Here is a 17,925-nt window from a genome sequence, read left to right on the forward strand (position 1 = left end):
TAACCAATGGAACCAAACCGTATCTTGATGGGTAACGATGATGCCACTTGCCGGAGCAGAAACTAGTGAGCGTGTGTCGAGAAGGCCGTCTCAGATCGCAACAACTGAGCGGCCTCTCGACAGAAAAGGATTCGTTCCTCTGTACTTTCAAATTCAATGTGCACTTGTCGAAAAAATTCATTCAGGGGAATTACGGGAAGGAGATCTTTTAACCTCGGAGTGGCAGTTGGCGCGCGACTATCACGTGAGTCGAGTGACGGCTCGCGAGGCGTTACATGGACTCAAAACGAGTGGCTACGCTTCCTCACTAAGAGGACGCGGGACTTTCGTCGCAAAACCAAAACCCGAAAAGCCTCTAACTCAGCTGCGCGGCTTCACAGAGGAGATCGCGGAACGTGGCATGGTTCCAGCTTCGCGCTTGCTAGAGCAGAGAATCATCGATGCGCAGGTCGAACTTGCCGAAAGCCTGGGCGTCCAAGTCGGAACACCAGTGATGATCCTTCGCCGCCTCCGCCTGGCTGATGGAGTCCCGATGGCAGTCGAGAAAACTTACATCTCACTCAGCCACTTTCCAGGCATCGAACAGATCAACTTTGGGGAACAATCGCTTTATCAAACACTTCGTGAGCAATTTAGCGTGCACATTGCTTGGGCGGCCGAGACAATCGAAATCCTGCCGGCGACGCGCGAAGAATCCAAGCTGCTGAAGATCCCTGCAAAAACAGGCGTCTTGTCAATCTCGCGGAACACCATTTCAGAAGATCGAGTGCCCATAGAGATTACCGTGTCCCGATACCGTGCGGACCGATATCGTGCCCAGATTTACATCCCTGCGACGGCAATTCGCGTGGGCGCGGCGATCTATAGAGAGGGCTAGCCCTGCCTTGCCCAGCGGCAGCGCGCGCATTCACACCCTGGCTGCTGAACGTTGCGTGTCCCGACTTAGCCGTAGAAAATGATGTCAAGGGAGGTGCCTTGAACTACAGATTCGCAATCTGCCTGGCACTCGCAACCAACGTCTGGAACCTCGCTCTGCATTCGCAGGAAGTCCCGACACAAGCGGCAATTGCACCGCAAGTCGATCAACACGAGAATGAAACCGAGTCCGAAGCTTCTTTGATCGCCTTATCCAAAGCTCACCCGACAGATCCAATGCCTCTCGCCCGGTTGGGTCTTCTTGAAGCTCGGCAAGGGCATCTCCAGCAAGCAATTGTCTTCTATCGAAAGGCCATGGCGCTGAAGCCCAACATGCCCGGCCTGCGATTAAACCTGGGCTTGGCGCTCTTCAAGGATGGGCAATATAAAGAAGCCATTCAGATTTTCACTCCCTTGCTCAAATCGCAGCCGCCGGCCTCGCCAGAGAAGCAGCGGTTGAATGTTCTCGTCGGGATGTCGCATTACGGTCTCGCAGAGTACGCGGCTGCAGTCCCCTACCTGAAGCAGGCGGCGGATCACGACGCACAGAATCTTCCGTTGCTGCTGAGTCTTGCGCACAGCTGTCTATTGTCAAAGCAATACCCCTGTGTTCTCGATGTCTATCACCGCATGATCGCGCAAAACGCCGAGTCGGCTGAAGCCGACATGCTCGTCGGCGAAGCATTAGACGAGATGAAAGATACCAACGGAGCAACGAGGGAATTTCGCGCCGCAGTCCAGGCGAATCCAAAGGAGCCGAACGCGCATTTCGGTTTGGGCTACCTATTATGGACCCAACTCCAGTTTCAGGAAGCTTCCCAGGAGTTTCAAGCCGAGTTAGAGAATACCCCCGACTACTCCAAGGCAATGCTCTACCTCGCTGATTCAGATATCAAATTAAACAAGAATGAAGAGGCAAGGCCCTTGTTGGAAAGGGTGGTGGCGATGGAACCCGCGAACTCCATGGGCCTTCTCGATCTAGGAATTGTCTATGCAGAGGCTAATCGCAAAGAGGAGGCGTTACGCGAATTCAAGGCGGTCGCCGCGCTCGCTCCTGATGATGTGAACGTTCACATGTGGCTTGGTCGTCTCTACCGCTCCACCGGGAATTCTAGTGAAGCGAAAATAGAATTCGACAAAGCGAAGAGTCTCAACAGGACCACCCACGACGCGCTTATCACGGTGATGTCCAGCGCTCGCGAAAAAGATAAAATGTCTTTGTCGGAGACGCCTGCCAACTAGCCGGTCCTGACACGTCAAGCGGCCGTTGTGGAATCACTTAAGCGGCTGCCCTTGCTGAAGTTGGGCATAGGCATTCTTTAGCACCGCTGCGGAGGCTTCGAGCGATCTCTGCTCGTCTTCGTTTAGGCGCAGTTCAAGAACGGTTTCGACACCGCAGCTCCCCACGATGCAGGGCGTGCTAAGCGATACATCTCTCAGGCCATACTGACCGGTCAGCATAGTTGAGACGATGAGAACAGAACGTTCGTCCCGCAGAATTGCTTCGCAGATACGCGTTACGCAGGCCGCAACGGCAAAGCAAGTGTTGCCTTTAAGTATGGCAACGTCGGGACCGGCGCGATGGACACTGGTTAGGATCTCCTCCTGAGAGGGAAGCGACTCAGCTCCAGGATAGAGAGCAAGCGGGATGCCTGCGACCTGAGCCGTGCTCCACACGGCGACCGAGGAGTCTCCATGTTCGCCGATGATGGCAGCGTGAACCGAGCGTGCGTCGACATTCAGTTTTTCCCCGAGGATGTGACGAAGTCGTTCGCTATCCAGGAGCGTGCCCGTGCCAATGATCTGGCTCGCAGGCAGTCCCGATTCTGTTTGAGCAATGTAGGTGAGAACATCCAGGGGGCTGGTGGCAATGAGGAGTACGCCATCAAAACCCTCCGCCATAAGCTTGCCGATGCAACTGCGGACGATGACAGCGTTGCCTGCCAACATGTCGAGACGCGATCCGCTGAATTTGCCCGGCGCGCCGACAGTCATGATGACGATGGAGCTTGTCGCCGCATCCTTGTAGGTGCCGGCAAAGATCTTTACAGGCGCGCCAAGCGGTACAGCCTGCTGCAGATCCAGCGCTTCTCCAAGAACATGGTTTTCGGAGTCGCCGATGAGGACAATCTCTCGTGCCAGGTGATTCTGGAGTATGGCATAGGCACAGCTTGTTCCGACGTGACCACAACCAATGACGGTGATGCGGGTACGATGAGACGGCATGTTGGCATCCTTTCGTTTGAGGAAGTGTGCGATCGGCTCATTGTTCGGCTGAATTATCGCATGACGATCACTGACGAAGTTCGACCTCTGTGGCTCCTTGGCCGCCTTGATTTTGGGGTGGCTCAGTGACCGTGGTGACATGGGGGTGATTGCGGAGGTATTCGCGCAGGGTTCGGCGGAGTACGCCCATGCCGGTGCCATGAACGATGCGGATTCGGGGCAGGCCGGCTAGAAAGGCGCGGTCAATGAAGCGTTCAACTTCTGTTTGAGCTTCGTCGGCAGTACGGCCGATGACGTTGATCTCGGACGTCATATAGTCTGTGTCGTCGTTGACCGTGGCCACAGTGACGCCTCCCCGTCTACGCGCGGCTTCGAGCGGGGTGACTACCTTAACGGACTCGACCTCCGCGATGTCGTCTATGGCGGCGCGCATCTTCATAGGCCCCATCGATACTTCAAAGTTTTTCGCGTCGATGACACGGTCAACTCTTGCCTGGCGGCCCAGCGACTTTAGCTTTACGAGATCGCCTACCTTGATGCCTTTGGGGATGTGGGGCTGAGCGGCGGGATCGTTTTTATCGGCGCGAGTAGTGTGGGCAACGACGGTGGAGTTGAACTGTTCGGAGAACTCGCGACGGAGAGTCGCCATGCGCCGATCGGAGTCGCGTGCGATCTTTTGGGCGAGTGCCTTGTCATCGATGGCTTTGACGGTCTCGCGGAGTTGGTAGGCGAAGTTTTCGATCAGGGAGTTGAGTTTGGTTTCCAGTTCTTTGGTGCGAGCCTTCTGCTCGACGCGGCCTTCGACTTCAACGCGTGCTTTTTCGCGGGACAGTTCGCGTTCACGCCGCTGCATGGTCTCGCGCTCAGCTGCCGCTGCTGTCAGCTGGTCGTGGAGTTGGTCAAGGAAGGCACCAATGTCTGCGGTCTGCGTGGTCATCTGGGCGCGAGCGGATGCGATGATGTCGGCGCTGAGACCGAGGCGAGCCGCGATGTTGAGACCAGCAGAGGCCCCTGGCACGCCGAGGCGTAATTCGTAGGTCGGGGTGAGGGTCTGTTGGTCAAAACCTACGGCTGCGTTGAGAACTCCGGGGTGGTTGGCGGCATAGACTTTGAGCGAGGTGAGGTGAGTGGTAATGCAACACCAGGCATTGAGCTTGAGGAAGTGAGTTGCGATGGCAACCGCGAGAGCAGCTCCTTCTTCAGGGTCAGTGGCTGAACCTAGCTCGTCGAGCAGGACCAGCGAATTTGATGTGGCTTCGCGGGAGATGCGATCGAGATTGACGACGTGAGCGGAGAAGCTGGAAAGATTGCGTTCGATCGATTGGGCGTCGCCAATGTCGGCGTAGATGCTTTGAAAGAGTGGGAGCTTCGCCTCTTCGGCAGGGACAGGGACGCCAGCCTGAGCCATCAGCGACAGTAAGCCCAATGTTTTAAGAGAGACAGTTTTGCCGCCGGTATTGGGGCCGCTGATGATGAGTTGCTTGGCTTCGGGCGGCAGAACAATGGTGAGAGGGACTGGTCTGCTAGGTTCGGTCCCATCGTCTAGCGTAGCCGCGCGCATGCGCAGTTCCAGCAGAGGATGGCGAGCGGCCGTAAGCGAGAGTTCCTGCGAAAAGATTGGGCGGGAGCAGTTGAGGGTTTCGGCGAAGCGAGCGCGGGCACTGTGGGATTCGACCTCGGCGAGGATACAAGCACCGAGATGGATGGCAATGGAGTTTTGGCCGAGCGCGTGGGTCATAGCGACAAGAATGCGGTGTATCTCAGACTGCTCTTCGTCGAGAAGGCGAACAAGTTCATTATTCTGCTCGATGGTCTCGAGGGGCTCGACGAATACGGTCTGTCCGGAGGACGACGAGCCGTGAATGACGCCGGGAACTTTGCGTTTGAATTCGGACTTCACGGGGATGACGAAACGGTCGCCGCGAATCGTGATGAGATCTTCCTGAGTGCTACCACCTTCGCTGAGGCTTTGTAGGGATCGGCGGAGACTTGCCTCGATGGCTCGATGCTGGCGCTCCATGGCGCGGCGGATGCGGTTCAGTTCCGGCGAGGCATCGTCGTTGAGGCTGCCATCGGGCTCGATCTTTCCGCGCAGAAGGCGGAGTAGCGGAGCCAGATCGTAGTCGAGCAAGGGCGCAGAGAGTGCCGCGATACCTGGCCACTCGTATCGCGTTCCGTTAGGCGGCGGGTCGATGAGATTGCGCCAGGCAGCGACGCGTTCCACGACCGCGAGAAGGTCGCGAATCTCGGTCGATTCGAGGCCGGCGCCTTCGATGCGGGCCTTCTCGAGCAAAGTCGTTGGATCGAAAAGTCCACGGAACTCGAAACTGCCGCCACGGGTGAGCATAGAGCGCATCTCGGCCGTGCGCTGTTGTTGCAGGTCGATCCAGGCAAGGTCGGCGCTGGGTTCGAGCGCAAGAATCCAGGCGCGGCCCAGAGCGGAGAAAGTGCGGCTTGCGATGTACTCGCGGAGACGCGGCCACTCCAGTGCTGCTGCACTCGCTTCGCGAAGCGGGGAGGGGATGGTCGGTAATAGTTCTGCAGAGGTCACTTCTTTTATCGTACCCTTGCGGGGAACCGGGAGCAGAACGCCTGCGTAGCAAGAAGAGAGCAGGGCCGGCGCCTTGCGATGTTGGAGGTGTCAGATGGTCTGTCAGGCATGTGGAGCTTCAGTAGTAGATGGCGTTTATTTTTGTTCGAAGTGCGGGGCGCAGGTTCTCGCTGCTCAACCGACGTATGCCGCATATCCGCAGCCGCCGGTGCCCGTTCTTGTACCGCGGGTCCAGCGGCATTTGCAGACGCTCGGAGTGCTTTGGTGTGCTTTTGGTGCGTATAGGTTTATCAGCGGGCTAATGGGCATGTTTTTCCTGCATGCCTTCGCTGGCCGTGGATTCGGAGGCTACGATTGGCCGTTCAACCACTCCCACGGTGTTTTTGGGCAGCCGTGGATGGCCTCGTTGCTGCCCGTCATTGCTGTTTACACGGTGGTAATGGCAGGCCTCGCGCTGTTCGTCGGCTATAGCCTCTTGACGCGTCGACCATGGGGCCGGACGCTGGCCATCGTAGTCGGAATCCTCAGTCTGCTGAAGCCGTTCTTTGGCACTGCGTTGGGAATTTACACGCTCTGGGTGCTGGCTCCGGGAGCTTCGGGCCTGGAGTACGACGCGATCGCAGACCGAAGCTGAGAGCTGGACGTAAACTGGAAGTATGAACTTTCCTGCAACGCGTCTGCGCCGTCTGCGCCGAACCGAGGCGGTGCGATCTCTTGTTCGCGAGACCCACCTTCACCCCGGTGCGCTGATCTACCCGCTGTTTATCTGCCCTGGCGAAGGGATACGCAAAGAGATTGGTTCGATGCCCGGTGTCTTCAACCTATCGATTGACGAAGCCATAAAAGAGGCAGAGATCTGTGCGTCGCTCGGGTTGGGAGGGTTGCTGTTGTTTGGCTTGCCAGCGCAAAAGGACGAAGAGGGGACCGGCGCGTGGGCCGAAGACGGGATCGTGCAGCAGGCGCTACGAACAATCAAGCAAAATAAAACGCTCGATTCCCTGGTGGCAATCGCTGACGTTTGTTTGTGCGAGTACACCTCGCACGGACACTGCGGCGTCGTCGCGCGGGATGGCGATCACTATGAGATTCAGAATGATTCGAGCGTCGTGCTGATTGCGAAGACGGCTGCATCGTTAGCTCAAGCAGGCGCGGACATTGTGGCGCCTTCAGACATGATGGATGGACGCGTGCAGGCGATACGAGCTGCTCTCGACGCAAGCGGCCATGAACAGATTCCCGTGATGAGCTACGCGTCGAAGTTTGCGTCGGCATTCTACGGGCCGTTCCGCGAGGCTGCGGACTCGGCCCCCCAGTTCGGGGATCGTCGCAGCTACCAGATGGACGGTGCGAATCTGCGTGAGGCAATGCGCGAGATCGATCAGGACATAGCAGAGGGCGCGGATATGTTGTTGATGAAGCCCGCGATGCCATATCTTGATGTGATTCGGGCGGCGCGCGAGCGATACGACCTTCCGATGGGGGCTTACCAGGTATCGGGAGAATATTCGATGCTGCACGCCGCGTTTCAGCGTGGATGGCTGGAGCCGGAGCGGACCATGATGGAATCGCTTTTATCGATCCGCCGAGCGGGAGCAGATTTCATCGTGACTTACTTCGCGAAGGAAGCAGCGAAGGTGTTGAGTTAGCTGCACGTTTGACAAGTTTCCTGATGCTCGCCATGCGGAATCCAAAAAGCTCCGGGCGAATCGAATAAGATGGTGTGTGTGTTGGTTCCATACTATGGAGTGTTCCCTTGGCAGATACGATTTATGACTTAGTGGTGCTTGGCGGCGGACCCGCCGGATATACCTGCGCAATCCGCGCCTCACAATATGGCTTGAAAGCGGCGCTGATCGATGCGAACGACCGTTTAGGCGGAACCTGCCTGCTCTGGGGGTGCATTCCCACCAAATCGATGCTGTTTTCTGCCGAACTGTGGGATCACTTGAAGCATGCCGACCGCTACGGCATCGAAGTCACGCCTCCGAAGCTGAACTGGAAGGGTGTCTTGGCGCGCAAGGACGACGTGATCACGCGTCATACCAAGGGACTCGACTTCCTGATGAAGAAGAATAAGATCAACGCCATCAAGGGTTACGGTCGCCTGACCGGCCCCGCGAAAGACGGCGTCCACACTATTGAGGTCAAGACAGCCGACGGTAAGACCAACACCATAAAGGCCAAGAAAGTTGTTTTGGCGACTGGCTCGGATGCTCGTATGTTGCCTGGCTACACCGCAGACACGACGATTCTGACGAACTACGAGATTCTGAAGATCGACGAAGCTCCCAAGTCACTCGTGGTCGTGGGATCTGGCGCAGTCGGAGTCGAGTTTGCATCGATCTTCAAAAGCTTCGGAGCAGAAGTGACGATCCTCGAAGCATTGCCACGTATGGTGCCCGCGGAGGATGAAGATATTAGCAAGGAGCTACTGCGCCTTTTCAAGAAACGCGAGATCGACGTGCACCTTTCGGCAAAGGTGGATAAGTTCGAAAAGAATAAGGACGGCGTGCTCGTTCACTTTACGAAGGCCGACGGAACAAGCGAAACCAAACAGGCTGAGAAGGTGCTGGTCGCGGTTGGCCGCGCGCCGCGAACCTATGATGTCGGTCTCGACAAGGTGAAGATTACCCCCGATCGAGGTTTTATCGTCACCAACGAATGGATGGAAACGACCGAGCCAGGCATCTACGCGATCGGCGATATCGTTGCGGGTCTTCCTCAGTTAGCGCACGTCGGCAGCATGGCAGGTCTTGTGGTAGCCGCGAGAATTGCAGGCAAATACGCCAAGCCCGTCAACCGTGCGCACATTCCAGGTTGCACCTATTGCGAGCCTCAAATTGCCAGCGTTGGCCTTACTGAGGCGCAGGCGAAAGAGAAGGGTTACCAGGTGAAAATCGGAAAGTTCCCCTTCGTCGGCAACTCGAAGGCGACGATCCTCGATGCGCACGATGGCTTCGTCAAAGTCGTCTCCGATGCGAAGCATGGCGAGATTCTGGGCGTCCACATCATCGGCACTACCGCAACCGAGATCATCGCCGAAGCCGTTACTGCAATTCAGCTCGAGGCGACCATCGAAGAGATGATGTTCACCATTCATGCACACCCGACGGTCGCTGAAGCCTTGCTTGATGGCTTCTCGAGCGTCGAGGGAATGGCGGTAAACGTTTAGTCCTGTGGGAGTATCCGAATGACAGCCGGGCCACTGGCTCGGCTGTTTTTACAAGCGGGCGAAATCGCAAAAATAGCTCATGCACATCAATCTCCTCAATCTCGGCCGCGTCCCATACAGCGAGGCTCTCGACCTCCAACTGCAGGTCATCGCCGCGCGAAAGCAGAATCTGATCGGCGACACGCTTCTGATGCTGGAGCACCCGCCGGTTTTGACGCTTGGCCGCAACGCTCATCGCTCGAACGTCCTTGCCAGCGACGAAAAACTCACGCAACGCGGCGTCGAACTTCACGAGATCAATCGCGGCGGCGATGTGACGTATCACGGCCCAGGCCAACTGGTTGGATACCCCATCATCGATCTGCGCGGCGACCTGCCGGGGAAAAAGGGTCCCCATCTTGGCCCGGTTGATTATGTTCGTCTGCTCGAAGAGGTCTTAATCCGCACCTGCGGCGACTTCGGCGTAATGACACAGCGAATCTCCAAGCTCACAGGTGTCTGGACCATGGCCGGCGGAAGCATCCCCGAGAAAAAAATCGCAGCCATCGGCGTCCACGTCTCTCAGGGCGTAACCTCCCACGGCTTCGCACTCAACATCACCACAGACCTAAGAGACTTCGACTGGATTATCCCCTGCGGCATCGCCGATCGGCAGGTAACAAGCCTTGAATTGGAGGCCGAATCCGACCGCGAACCAACTATGGAGGCGGCTTTTAACTCCACAGCCCGTAACTTCGGCCGGGTCTTCGAACGGCAGATGCTGTGGTGCGAATCGATTGACCAGCTGCTCGCCACGCATGTGTGAAATGACAAACCTGGCGCCGTTACTGTTGTTCGCTAACCGCACCAAGCGGCCAGCTATCATCCAGCCGCCGTATAATCCCATTTGCGTATGCCCGATCGCGGACCGGGCCGAAGTAAGACGGTTTGAACCGTCCGCACCTTTACACCGCACCTGAAATCAGGGGAGAAGAGAAATTCATGCCGACTGACGTAGTTATGCCCCAGATGGGCGAATCCATCACCGAAGGCACCATCACGAAATGGCTCAAGAAGCCGGGCGACGCCATTCAGCGGGATGAGCCTCTCTTCGAGATCTCGACCGACAAAGTCGATGCGGAGATTCCTTCGCCCGCCGCCGGTACTCTCAAGGAGATCAAAATCTCCGAAGGCACCACGGTCCAGATCAACACAGTGGTCTGCAGCATCGATGAAGCCGGCTCGTCGTCTGCCCCTGCCGCTGCACCCGCAAAAGCTGAGACCGCCGCAGCTCCTGCAGCTGACACGGTTACACCTGCTGCTGCTGACGCGCCGTCCGCAGCCCAGGGAAATTCGTCCGTAGCCGCGCCGTCCGCAGCAGGTCCGGGCACCGAAGTCCTGATGCCCCAAATGGGCGAGTCCATCACCGAAGGCACGATTACGAAGTGGCTCAAGAAAGTTGGCGACACCGTCCAGCGCGATGAGCCCATCTTCGAAATCTCAACCGACAAAGTTGACGCGGAGATCCCCTCCCCAGTCGCCGGCACCCTCTCGGAGATTAAAGTTCAAGAAGGGGCCACCGTTACCATCAACACTGTCGTCGCGGTTATCGGCGGCGCAGCCGGAAAGACAGCCGCTCCAGCTGCATCGACCCCTTCGCCCACGGCAACGGCGGCTGCCCCTGCGGCAGCGGTATCCTCCGCCTCAGCTGCGGCTGGCGAACGCGTCCGCTCATCTCCGCTAGTCCGCAAGATCGCAAAAGACAACAACGTCGATCTCTCCCAAGTCCCAGGCACAGGAGCATCTGGCCGCATCACCAAGACCGACATAGTGAGTCATCTGGAACAGGGTCCAAAGCCTGTCGCCGCTGCATCTGTTGCTGCGCCAGCCACCGCGCCTGCCCCAGCTACTGCGAAGCCAGCCGCTCCTCAGCCCCAACCGGGCGAGCTTGTTCCGATGACCAAGATGCGCTCCATCATCGCGCAACGAATGGTCGAGTCCAAGCGCACCAGCCCGCATGTCCACACTGTCTTCAAGGTCGACATGACGCGCATCGTGAAACTCCGCGAGAAGGAGAAGTCGAAGTACGAGCAGCGCAACGGCGTCAAGCTTACGTACATGCCGTTTATCACGCGCGCTGCTATCGTTGCATTGCGCAAGCATCCCGTCGTCAACGGCTCAGTCGAAGGCGACGCGATCCGCTACAACAAGAACATCAACATCGGCATCGCTGTGGCGCTCGACTGGGGTCTCATCGTTCCTGTGCTCAAGCAGACCGAAGAGAAGAACTTCCTCGGCATCGCACGCGGCATCGTCGACGTCGCAGACCGCGCCCGCAACAAGAAGTTAGCACCCGATGAGATATCCGGTGGAACCTTCACTCTGACCAACTCCGGCATCTTCGGCGAGCAGTTCGGAACCCCCATCATCAATCAGCCACAGAGCGCGATCCTAGGCATCGGCGGCCTCAACAAGGAAGCCGAAGTCATCACCGATAAGGACGGTAACGACTCCATCGCGATCCGTTCCATCCAGCGCTTCACTCTCGGCTTCGATCACCGCATCGTCGACGGCGCTGACGCGGGCAAATTCATGTCCGACTTCAAGGCCTACCTCGAGAACTGGTCCGAAGACATCGGGTAATTCAGTCATCCTTAAAATAAAAAGCGCGGCAGACTGACCTCAAGTCTGCCGCGTTTCTATTTCTCAACACTGTCTAGAGCAGCGCTTTGGCCCGCAAAACCAATTGCACCGCCTCATCCGCCGTTGCACCCACAGCGGAAAGGTGCCCCATCTTCCGTCCTTTGCGCGGCTTATGCTTCTCATACAAGTGAAGTCTGACTCCGGGCACCGCGAGCGCCGCGTCAAACCTGGGCTCGACAGCCTGCCTATCCTTCAGCCACAAATCGCCCAGCAGATTTGCAATCGCCGCGGGCTGCACAACATCCACATCTCCTAACGGAAGATCACAAACCGCTCTCACCAGTTGCTCGAACTGACCGGTCACGCAGGCCCGCACGCTCGCATGGTAGCTGTTGTGAGGTCGTGGAGCGAGCTCATTGACCAGCAGTCTCCCATCGGTCGTACAAAACATCTCTACCGCCAGCAAACCCTCCAGCTGAAATGTGTCAGCAATCGCCTCAGCAATCTCCCGCGCCCGCGCCTCCATCTCCGAAGACAAGGGAGCCGGAATCACACTCCATGCCAGAATCTGCTCTTCATGATGATTCAGCGCTGCCGGATAAACTTTCACCTCGCCATTGGGAGCACGAGCCACTAACACAGAGATCTCCTTCTCCAGATCGATGGCTTTCTCCGCCACACCGGCCCGCTCGCCCAGTGCCTCCCACGCCCCCCTGACTTCATCCTCGAGAGTAGCCCTGGCGTTGAAACCCACCTTCCCCTGACCGCGCCCATCGTAACCACCAGTTGCGCTCTTACAGAAACACTTGCCGCCAAGCGCAGCCACGGCATCTCGCAACTCATCAAGCGATCGCACGGCGCGATACTCCCCCACCGGGAATCCGTTTCGTCGCAACCAGTCCTTCTGTTCAATCCGATCCTGAATCACCGCCAGCATGGCACCGCCCGGCCGCACCGGCGCATAACTCGCCGCCGCCTCCATGCTCGCAGGCGAAATCTGTTCAATCTCCAGTGTCACCACATCACAACCACGAGCAAGATTCGCCGCCTCCCGCGAGTCATCCCACCCAGCCTCGATGCATCCGTCGACCACGAACCGAGCCGGGCAAGCCGGATCCGGATCGAGCACCAGAATCCGGTACCCCATGCCGCGTGCCGCCATCGCCGTCATCCGGCCCAGCTGTCCTCCACCAAATATCCCGATCGTCGCACCCGGCAGAATCGGTTTCGCACCCGAAGAATCAGAGCTCACTCGCCCACTCCTTCTTCCCCAACCACCTGCGCGAGAACTTCGTCTCGCCGCGCAGCACGCCACGCAATCAACCTCTTCTGCAACTCAGCATCCGTAGTAGCTAACATCGCGATAGCCAACAGTCCTGCATTCGCAGCGCCAGAAGCCCCAATCGCAAGTGTTCCTACAGGAATCCCCTTCGGCATCTGCACAATGCTCAACAACGAATCCATTCCCTGCAACGCTGTCGCCGGTATTGGAACACCCAGCACCGGCACCACGGTCTTCGCTGCGATCATTCCCGGCAGATGCGCCGCACCCCCGGCTCCTGCAATGATCACCCGCAGACCACGTTCAACCGCAGACTCTGCGTAATCAAAAAGAAGATCAGGCGTCCGGTGAGCCGACACCACCCGTACCTCATGCGCGATGCCAAACTCCTTCAGCGCCTCCACGGCACCTCGCATCACCGCATAGTCATTGCGGCTTCCCATCACAACTCCAACTAAAACACTGCTCTGCGACTCGGCGTCCATGGCCCGATTATACGGTTTCCCATGCACGCCGCGCCCGCAGCAACACTACGAACGGTTCGCCCACAGACTCGCGTTCAGGCACATCACCACGCCGTCAATCGCCATACTCAGCCCCTGCGTGAACTTGTCCGCGTCGGCAATATGCTTCATCGTCACAGCGTCGGTGATGTTGATCGCAGCCCCAACGATCTCCACCGCCGCCTTCTTCTTCTGCTCCCCGGTCTCCGCTCCAAACAAAGCCTCCGTTCCTTGAATCACGCCTGGAAGCAACGCAATCGATCGTAAAAACAGCTTCAAAAAGTTCATGCTTTCTCCCTAATCCCACCTACCGCCGAAGATAATCAATTGCCAGATGGAACACCGCCAACACAGCGCCACCAGCACCCAGGAGCCCCTTCATTCGTTGCACACTTCGCTCATGCTGCTCCACGCGATCCTCCAATTGAGTCAATCGCCCCGGCTGCCCAATCCCTAGCACCTGCTTCATTTGGCTCTTCAGCACACTCAAATCCGCTATCACCACATCTTCAAAGCTGTGCACTCGGTAGCTCGTCACCTTCCCGCGAAACATCTCGCGACCCAGCAACGACGGCGCTCTTCCCGCCTCCATCGACAGCCTCACATACCGTCGCAGCATCCCCTCCGTATACTTCCGGTAGAACGCCAGCTCCGGAGCCGTCTTCTTCTGTTCCACCACCTCTGGCAGCGTCTTCCCACGAGAAGGCGCAGCCGTAGCCCACACCGCCGGCAGAATCACCAAAGCTGCACTCATCGTGCACCTCCGACAACTCCAACAACCGCCGCCGTGCATCCCACGCTGCGCAAACTCCCGCTACGCACCTGCAGCCGCTTTCTTCCTCCAGCATGCTTGCCTCGCGGTGCCGGAAATTCAGCCAGTCGCCCAGCGCATCCCCGGCAGTACACACCGTCAGAGCCCGCACGGAGCCAAAGCGCCCCGCACCCTTCACATACCTTCAAATCCATGCGCAAGTAGTTCACTTCGTTCCCTTTCAAAGCGTACTTCTCCCCCGGCGAGCCTCGATTTTTTCAATGGCCGAGTGGGCTCGCCTAAGTTGCTATGGAACGCCGTTCGCCTGCCGCTTCGCTCTGCTGGTTCAGTCGGTCAAGGCGACAGCCTTCATCTGTCGTTGCTTCCGTGCAGTGTCGTACCTTGGGAAAAATCGATCACCCTGTTCCTCGCCCACCCGTCTCCGAACACAGTCCAGCTCTCGCACCCCATATTCCGAGGTCTCCGGTCGCTCTACCGCTTCGATTCCGTATTGGGAAAGTCTCAAGGTTATAGCTTTTGACAAAACTACTGTCAACCGCAATCTTTCCTCAGGCATTCCACTTCCGTATATCCCTCGTTAGCAGTAGTTTCAACCGAAAACTTATTGCGTCAAGCGAATATTTCGCTTTATGTTCGCCTTGCCCAATGATATGGTTCGCCGTGGGATACCCTCCATTATGAACTTCCAAGATCTCCACGAGCTCCTTCGTCTCGAACTCCTCCGACGCATCGATCGGGGCGTCCTAACCGGAAGCCGACTCGCCCAGCAGGCTGGATTTCAGCAAGCCCATATCTCAAATTTCCTCAACAAAAAACGCGCCCTTTCTCTCGAAGGTCTCGACCGCGTCCTCGCCTCCCAAAAACTCTCCATCGAGCACATCCTCCCTCTCGATCTAAACGCCAACTCCACTCCCACCCCACCCGAAACCAGCGATCCCATCGAAGTCGTCCCCGTCGTCTCCCCCTCCGCCGCCATGGACGACGCCCGCATCCCACCCGCCTCCATCATCGAAACCATTCAGGTCTCTGCCTCCCGCCTTCACGACAACCGCGCCCGCCCCTCCACCAGGCATGCCCACTGGCAGCGCTTCCTCGCCATCCGCGCCGACACCCAGCAATCCGCCGCCATGGATCCTCTCCTCTCGCCCGGTGCCATCGCCGTCCTCGATCGCCACTACAACTCCCTCGCCCCCTACCGCGCCCATCAACCTACTCTCTATGCCATCCGTTGCGGCGCCGCCCTCCTGCTGCGCTTCGTAGACTACGACGAAGGCCGTCTCATCCTCCGTCCCTACTCCCGCGACTTCCCCGTCCAGCTCCTGCCCCTCGCCTCGCACGAAACCCCAGCCGACTACATCGTAGGCCGCGTCTGCCTCATCTTCTCCGAGCTCTAACGATCTCTACCCATGAAACGTAACCCACATTGCCCACAGCGCCAGCAACGCCAGCAGCAGCGCAAGCGTAATGCTCAACGGCCACCTCGCAGCCATCGGCATCTCTCCCGCTCGCAGCTTCCTTAGCGCAGAAAGGTGCGACACCGCCACCAGCCCCGAAGCCACCACGCCAATTACCACCAGCGCCACGCCAAAGTGAATCGCTGCTTCATGCAGCCGCACACTCTCCGGCGTATTTGCCTGCATGCGTATCGTGCGAAAGAACGCAATCATCCCCAGCCCAAAGCTGGTCATCGTCAGCGTCGTTCGAACCCAAGCCAGCGTCGTCCTATCCAGCGACAGGCTGGTCCGAAATATCGCCATCTGCGTTCGTTCTCCCGCAAGCGTCACTCGCGGATCTTTCTCTCCCTCACCCATCGCCCCCGCCTCTCTCCCCGTCCGAGAAGCCTACTCAACCACCCGCCGAACGTCCAATCCACACCTCAACCCGGTGCTACCCTTTTCCCAGCGATGAATCTCCGCATAGCAGCCATCCGTTCCGGCACCGACCCCGTCCGCAAACTCACCACCGGCTCCTTCCAGCGCTGGCTGGACACGCCCGTCGTCTGCCCGAAATGCGACGCCACCTACAACCTCGCCGTCGACTGGGATCAATCCTCCGACCGCTGGTTCCCCGAGACCTCCCGCCCTCTCATTACCCTTCTTAAAAAGGCGATCCACATGGGCCACAGCACCGACCACCGAGTCACTCACTTCGAAACCGAAGGCGTCATCGTAGAAAGCATCACCCCCCTGCTTCCATAAAATCCGTGGTCAACCCACGAGGTCCAGCATGAACGTATTGGCTTTGTACCGAATCCTCTACCTCGCATGGGTCTTGTCTGAGGTCGCCATTCTCGCCATCACACGCACCCGCCGCGGCGGTGGCGACATCCAGGACCGCGGCTCTCTCCGCATCCTCTGGCTCGTCATCGTTGTCTCCGTCTCCCTCGGCAGCTACTACGGCGACACCCACCCCCACACCATCGACCCCATCACCCCTTGGGCTCAAGCCGCCGCGCTCACCTCCTTGATTCTTGGCCTCGCCATTCGTTGGACAGCCATCGTCACCCTCGGCCGCTCCTTCAGCGCCAACGTCGCCATCCGTGCCACCCAAACCGTCCACAAAACAGGGCTCTTCCGCTTCGTCCGCCACCCGTCCTACTCGGGACTAATCCTCATCTTCGCCGCCATCGCCCTGCACACCAGAAACTGGCTCGGCTTTGCGATGGTCCTCATCCCCACCGTCGCTGCTCTCTTCTATCGAATCCGCGTAGAAGAGTCAGCGCTCCGCCGCGCCTTCGGGCACGAATACGACGACTACAGCAAAACCACAAAATGCCTCATCCCAGGAATCTTCTAAACCCACCAACCCACCCCGCGTTCAGCCGCCTCCCATCCCACTGGGACACATACCGACCCGCAGATCCCCGCAGAGCGCCCCTTTCGGCTCTCCGGGGAAGTCAGCCTAAGCTACCGCCAACTCATACTCGGCACTGATATCGGTCACCGAACCAACGCTGGTAACGCCCACTGCCGGCTTCTTCCAGTCGCCCAGCGAACGGCTCAGCATCGATGCCGCGCAACCCTCGCCACACAACACAACGATATCTCCGCGCCGTGCCAGTTCAGCATCCCAGGGCATAAAAGTAATGCCGTTATCGCTGACCTTCGCCAGCACCCAGTGATTGCTCGTCTTCTTCTGTACTCCACAAAGGCATGTATAAAGTGTGATTGCCGCCATTTTTTGCCTCCTCTCAGTTTTATGAATCTTCTCTATCCGTGTGCTACGTTTTGCATACTTGCAAGCGCAATGCCAGTCTCGAGCAGTCGTGAAGCGCCTTTATTCTCAACAAACGGCCCAAATTTATCGACCGTTAACGCGCCAGACCTGAGGGCAAACCCGCAAGAGAAAGGAAAACATTTTCCACTTTTGCCCAAATTGGCAGCCCAGTGGAAAAAAGCTCTGACTACAACCTTCGCACCATAGTCAAAATTGCGTGATTCCTGTAAAAGCTTCCATCTATCAGATGCAGGCCACGACAATTCGACAATCAAAACGCCAAAATTTCCCGCAACAGGAAACTTAAGGGTAAAAATCCCCTGCCCACAGGAAGAAATATCTCAAGTCCGGAGGCTCCTCACGAAGTCTGGCTGAACGACAACCTCATAGGTAATTACCATTGGTCTCGGCATGTGAACTCGACTCTCAGGGGTGACGAGTGACGATGCAGCAGGGAACCCTTCGCACGAAGAAGTCCTGAGAATCAAAACCTCTCAATACTGGTCGCGCAAACTGGTCGCGCAAAAGGCTCCCACCTCGCAAGTGAAACGAACACGCACTATTTTTTATAGTGTGAAAGTTCGTGACGTTATCTTCGAATGCCACCTAAAACGGAAGCTTTCGGAGATATTTGAGAGTACGCTCAGTCTCACCTCCCCAGAACTA

General features: G+C 57.7%; 18 protein-coding genes and 1 pseudogene. 11 read left to right on the forward strand and 8 right to left on the reverse strand.

What is annotated here, in order from left to right; all coding sequences use genetic code 11:
• Positions 1 to 40: 40 nt before the first annotated feature.
• The 3 genes and pseudogenes from RBB76_RS10045 to RBB76_RS10055 form a co-directional block, all read left to right on the forward strand.
• A pseudogene (locus tag RBB76_RS10045) lies at positions 41 to 319 on the forward strand (GntR family transcriptional regulator); the annotation flags it as partial.
• Between the two features lie 81 nt (positions 320 to 400).
• On the forward strand, positions 401 to 877 hold the full coding sequence (locus RBB76_RS10050) for a UTRA domain-containing protein (RefSeq protein WP_429632753.1): 477 nt from the start codon (positions 401 to 403) through the stop codon (positions 875 to 877).
• Between the two features lie 275 nt (positions 878 to 1,152).
• Entirely contained in the window at positions 1,153 to 2,157 is a 1,005-nt protein-coding gene (locus tag RBB76_RS10055; protein WP_429632755.1) for a tetratricopeptide repeat protein, read from the forward strand.
• A gap of 33 nt (positions 2,158 to 2,190) precedes the next feature.
• On the opposite strand, the gene RBB76_RS10060 is transcribed toward RBB76_RS10055, so the two are convergent.
• Together RBB76_RS10060 and RBB76_RS10065 are read right to left on the reverse strand one after the other, a co-directional pair.
• Positions 2,191 to 3,141, reverse strand: a complete 951-nt coding sequence (locus RBB76_RS10060) for an L-lactate dehydrogenase (RefSeq protein ID WP_429632027.1) — start codon at positions 3,139 to 3,141, stop codon at positions 2,191 to 2,193.
• Positions 3,142 to 3,208: 67 nt separating this feature from the next.
• The gene (locus RBB76_RS10065) at positions 3,209 to 5,692 is read right to left on the reverse strand and encodes an endonuclease MutS2 (RefSeq protein WP_429632029.1); all 2,484 of its coding nucleotides are present in this window, start codon (positions 5,690 to 5,692) and stop codon (positions 3,209 to 3,211) included.
• A 94-nt stretch (positions 5,693 to 5,786) separates the two neighbouring features.
• Between RBB76_RS10065 and RBB76_RS10070 the strand changes: the two genes are divergently transcribed.
• The 5 genes from RBB76_RS10070 (at position 5,787) to sucB (ending at position 11,486) form a co-directional block, all read left to right on the forward strand.
• Positions 5,787 to 6,326, forward strand: coding sequence for a zinc ribbon domain-containing protein (locus RBB76_RS10070; RefSeq protein ID WP_429632031.1), 540 nt, complete (start codon positions 5,787 to 5,789; stop codon positions 6,324 to 6,326).
• 22 nt (positions 6,327 to 6,348) lie between these two features.
• A complete protein-coding gene (gene hemB, locus RBB76_RS10075) occupies positions 6,349 to 7,338 on the forward strand; it encodes a porphobilinogen synthase (protein ID WP_429632033.1) in 990 nt (329 codons plus the stop codon).
• Positions 7,339 to 7,445: 107 nt separating this feature from the next.
• Entirely contained in the window at positions 7,446 to 8,864 is a 1,419-nt protein-coding gene (lpdA, locus tag RBB76_RS10080) for a dihydrolipoyl dehydrogenase (protein ID WP_429632035.1), read from the forward strand.
• Between the two features lie 79 nt (positions 8,865 to 8,943).
• A complete protein-coding gene (gene lipB, locus RBB76_RS10085) occupies positions 8,944 to 9,669 on the forward strand; it encodes a lipoyl(octanoyl) transferase LipB (protein ID WP_429632037.1) in 726 nt (241 codons plus the stop codon).
• 176 nt (positions 9,670 to 9,845) lie between these two features.
• Positions 9,846 to 11,486, forward strand: a complete 1,641-nt coding sequence (gene sucB, locus RBB76_RS10090; RefSeq protein ID WP_429632039.1) for a 2-oxoglutarate dehydrogenase, E2 component, dihydrolipoamide succinyltransferase — start codon at positions 9,846 to 9,848, stop codon at positions 11,484 to 11,486.
• A gap of 73 nt (positions 11,487 to 11,559) precedes the next feature.
• Here the strand turns inward: sucB and purK are convergent, their stop codons facing one another.
• From purK to RBB76_RS10110, 4 genes are all read right to left on the reverse strand, one after another.
• On the reverse strand, positions 11,560 to 12,738 hold the full coding sequence (purK, locus tag RBB76_RS10095) for a 5-(carboxyamino)imidazole ribonucleotide synthase (protein WP_429632041.1): 1,179 nt from the start codon (positions 12,736 to 12,738) through the stop codon (positions 11,560 to 11,562).
• Positions 12,735 to 13,211 carry a 5-(carboxyamino)imidazole ribonucleotide mutase gene (gene purE, locus RBB76_RS10100; RefSeq protein ID WP_429632043.1) on the reverse strand — a complete coding sequence of 159 codons (477 nt, stop codon included), beginning with the start codon at positions 13,209 to 13,211 and terminating at the stop codon, positions 12,735 to 12,737. The genes purK and purE overlap by 4 nt, the downstream gene beginning before the upstream one ends.
• A gap of 87 nt (positions 13,212 to 13,298) precedes the next feature.
• Positions 13,299 to 13,559, reverse strand: coding sequence for a hypothetical protein (locus RBB76_RS10105; protein WP_429632045.1), 261 nt, complete (start codon positions 13,557 to 13,559; stop codon positions 13,299 to 13,301).
• A 19-nt stretch (positions 13,560 to 13,578) separates the two neighbouring features.
• Positions 13,579 to 14,025, reverse strand: a complete 447-nt coding sequence (locus RBB76_RS10110) for a hypothetical protein (RefSeq protein WP_429632047.1) — start codon at positions 14,023 to 14,025, stop codon at positions 13,579 to 13,581.
• Between the two features lie 695 nt (positions 14,026 to 14,720).
• Here RBB76_RS10110 and RBB76_RS10115 point away from each other — a divergent pair.
• Entirely contained in the window at positions 14,721 to 15,437 is a 717-nt protein-coding gene (locus RBB76_RS10115) for a hypothetical protein (RefSeq protein ID WP_429632049.1), read from the forward strand.
• Positions 15,438 to 15,443: 6 nt separating this feature from the next.
• Here the strand turns inward: RBB76_RS10115 and RBB76_RS10120 are convergent, their stop codons facing one another.
• Positions 15,444 to 15,854: a YidH family protein gene (locus RBB76_RS10120; protein WP_429632051.1), complete on the reverse strand. Its 411-nt coding sequence runs from the start codon at positions 15,852 to 15,854 to the stop codon at positions 15,444 to 15,446.
• Between the two features lie 93 nt (positions 15,855 to 15,947).
• On the opposite strand from RBB76_RS10120, the gene RBB76_RS10125 reads away from it, so the two are divergent.
• Both RBB76_RS10125 and RBB76_RS10130 read left to right on the forward strand, forming a co-directional pair.
• Positions 15,948 to 16,241 carry a hypothetical protein gene (locus RBB76_RS10125; RefSeq protein WP_429632053.1) on the forward strand — a complete coding sequence of 98 codons (294 nt, stop codon included), beginning with the start codon at positions 15,948 to 15,950 and terminating at the stop codon, positions 16,239 to 16,241.
• Between the two features lie 28 nt (positions 16,242 to 16,269).
• Positions 16,270 to 16,839 carry a methyltransferase family protein gene (locus RBB76_RS10130; protein ID WP_429632054.1) on the forward strand — a complete coding sequence of 190 codons (570 nt, stop codon included), beginning with the start codon at positions 16,270 to 16,272 and terminating at the stop codon, positions 16,837 to 16,839.
• 105 nt (positions 16,840 to 16,944) lie between these two features.
• On the opposite strand, the gene RBB76_RS10135 is transcribed toward RBB76_RS10130, so the two are convergent.
• Positions 16,945 to 17,220, reverse strand: a complete 276-nt coding sequence (locus RBB76_RS10135) for a hypothetical protein (protein WP_429632056.1) — start codon at positions 17,218 to 17,220, stop codon at positions 16,945 to 16,947.
• Positions 17,221 to 17,925 lie beyond the last annotated feature (705 nt).

The organism is Tunturiibacter psychrotolerans, assembly GCF_051013365.1.
In the GTDB taxonomy this organism is placed as follows: domain Bacteria; phylum Acidobacteriota; class Terriglobia; order Terriglobales; family Acidobacteriaceae; genus Edaphobacter; species Edaphobacter psychrotolerans_A.

Bases quoted from the DNA above. Each gene is read 5' to 3' on its own strand.
- RBB76_RS10070 (WP_429632031.1), top strand. From the start codon at position 5,787: ATGGTCTGTCAGGCATGTGGAGCTTCAGTAGTAGATGGCGTTTATTTT.
- purE (WP_429632043.1), bottom strand. From the start codon at position 13,211: ATGGGAAGCCGCAATGACTATGCGGTGATGCGAGGTGCCGTGGAGGCG.
- RBB76_RS10120 (WP_429632051.1), bottom strand. From the start codon at position 15,854: ATGGGTGAGGGAGAGAAAGATCCGCGAGTGACGCTTGCGGGAGAACGA.
- RBB76_RS10060 (WP_429632027.1), bottom strand. From the start codon at position 3,141: ATGCCGTCTCATCGTACCCGCATCACCGTCATTGGTTGTGGTCACGTC.
- sucB (WP_429632039.1), top strand. From the start codon at position 9,846: ATGCCGACTGACGTAGTTATGCCCCAGATGGGCGAATCCATCACCGAA.
- RBB76_RS10130 (WP_429632054.1), top strand. From the start codon at position 16,270: ATGAACGTATTGGCTTTGTACCGAATCCTCTACCTCGCATGGGTCTTG.
- RBB76_RS10115 (WP_429632049.1), top strand. From the start codon at position 14,721: ATGAACTTCCAAGATCTCCACGAGCTCCTTCGTCTCGAACTCCTCCGA.
- RBB76_RS10105 (WP_429632045.1), bottom strand. From the start codon at position 13,559: ATGAACTTTTTGAAGCTGTTTTTACGATCGATTGCGTTGCTTCCAGGC.
- RBB76_RS10055 (WP_429632755.1), top strand. From the start codon at position 1,153: ATGCCTCTCGCCCGGTTGGGTCTTCTTGAAGCTCGGCAAGGGCATCTC.
- RBB76_RS10050 (WP_429632753.1), top strand. From the start codon at position 401: ATGGTTCCAGCTTCGCGCTTGCTAGAGCAGAGAATCATCGATGCGCAG.
- hemB (WP_429632033.1), top strand. From the start codon at position 6,349: ATGAACTTTCCTGCAACGCGTCTGCGCCGTCTGCGCCGAACCGAGGCG.
- RBB76_RS10110 (WP_429632047.1), bottom strand. From the start codon at position 14,025: ATGAGTGCAGCTTTGGTGATTCTGCCGGCGGTGTGGGCTACGGCTGCG.
- RBB76_RS10125 (WP_429632053.1), top strand. From the start codon at position 15,948: ATGAATCTCCGCATAGCAGCCATCCGTTCCGGCACCGACCCCGTCCGC.
- lipB (WP_429632037.1), top strand. From the start codon at position 8,944: ATGCACATCAATCTCCTCAATCTCGGCCGCGTCCCATACAGCGAGGCT.
- RBB76_RS10135 (WP_429632056.1), bottom strand. From the start codon at position 17,220: ATGGCGGCAATCACACTTTATACATGCCTTTGTGGAGTACAGAAGAAG.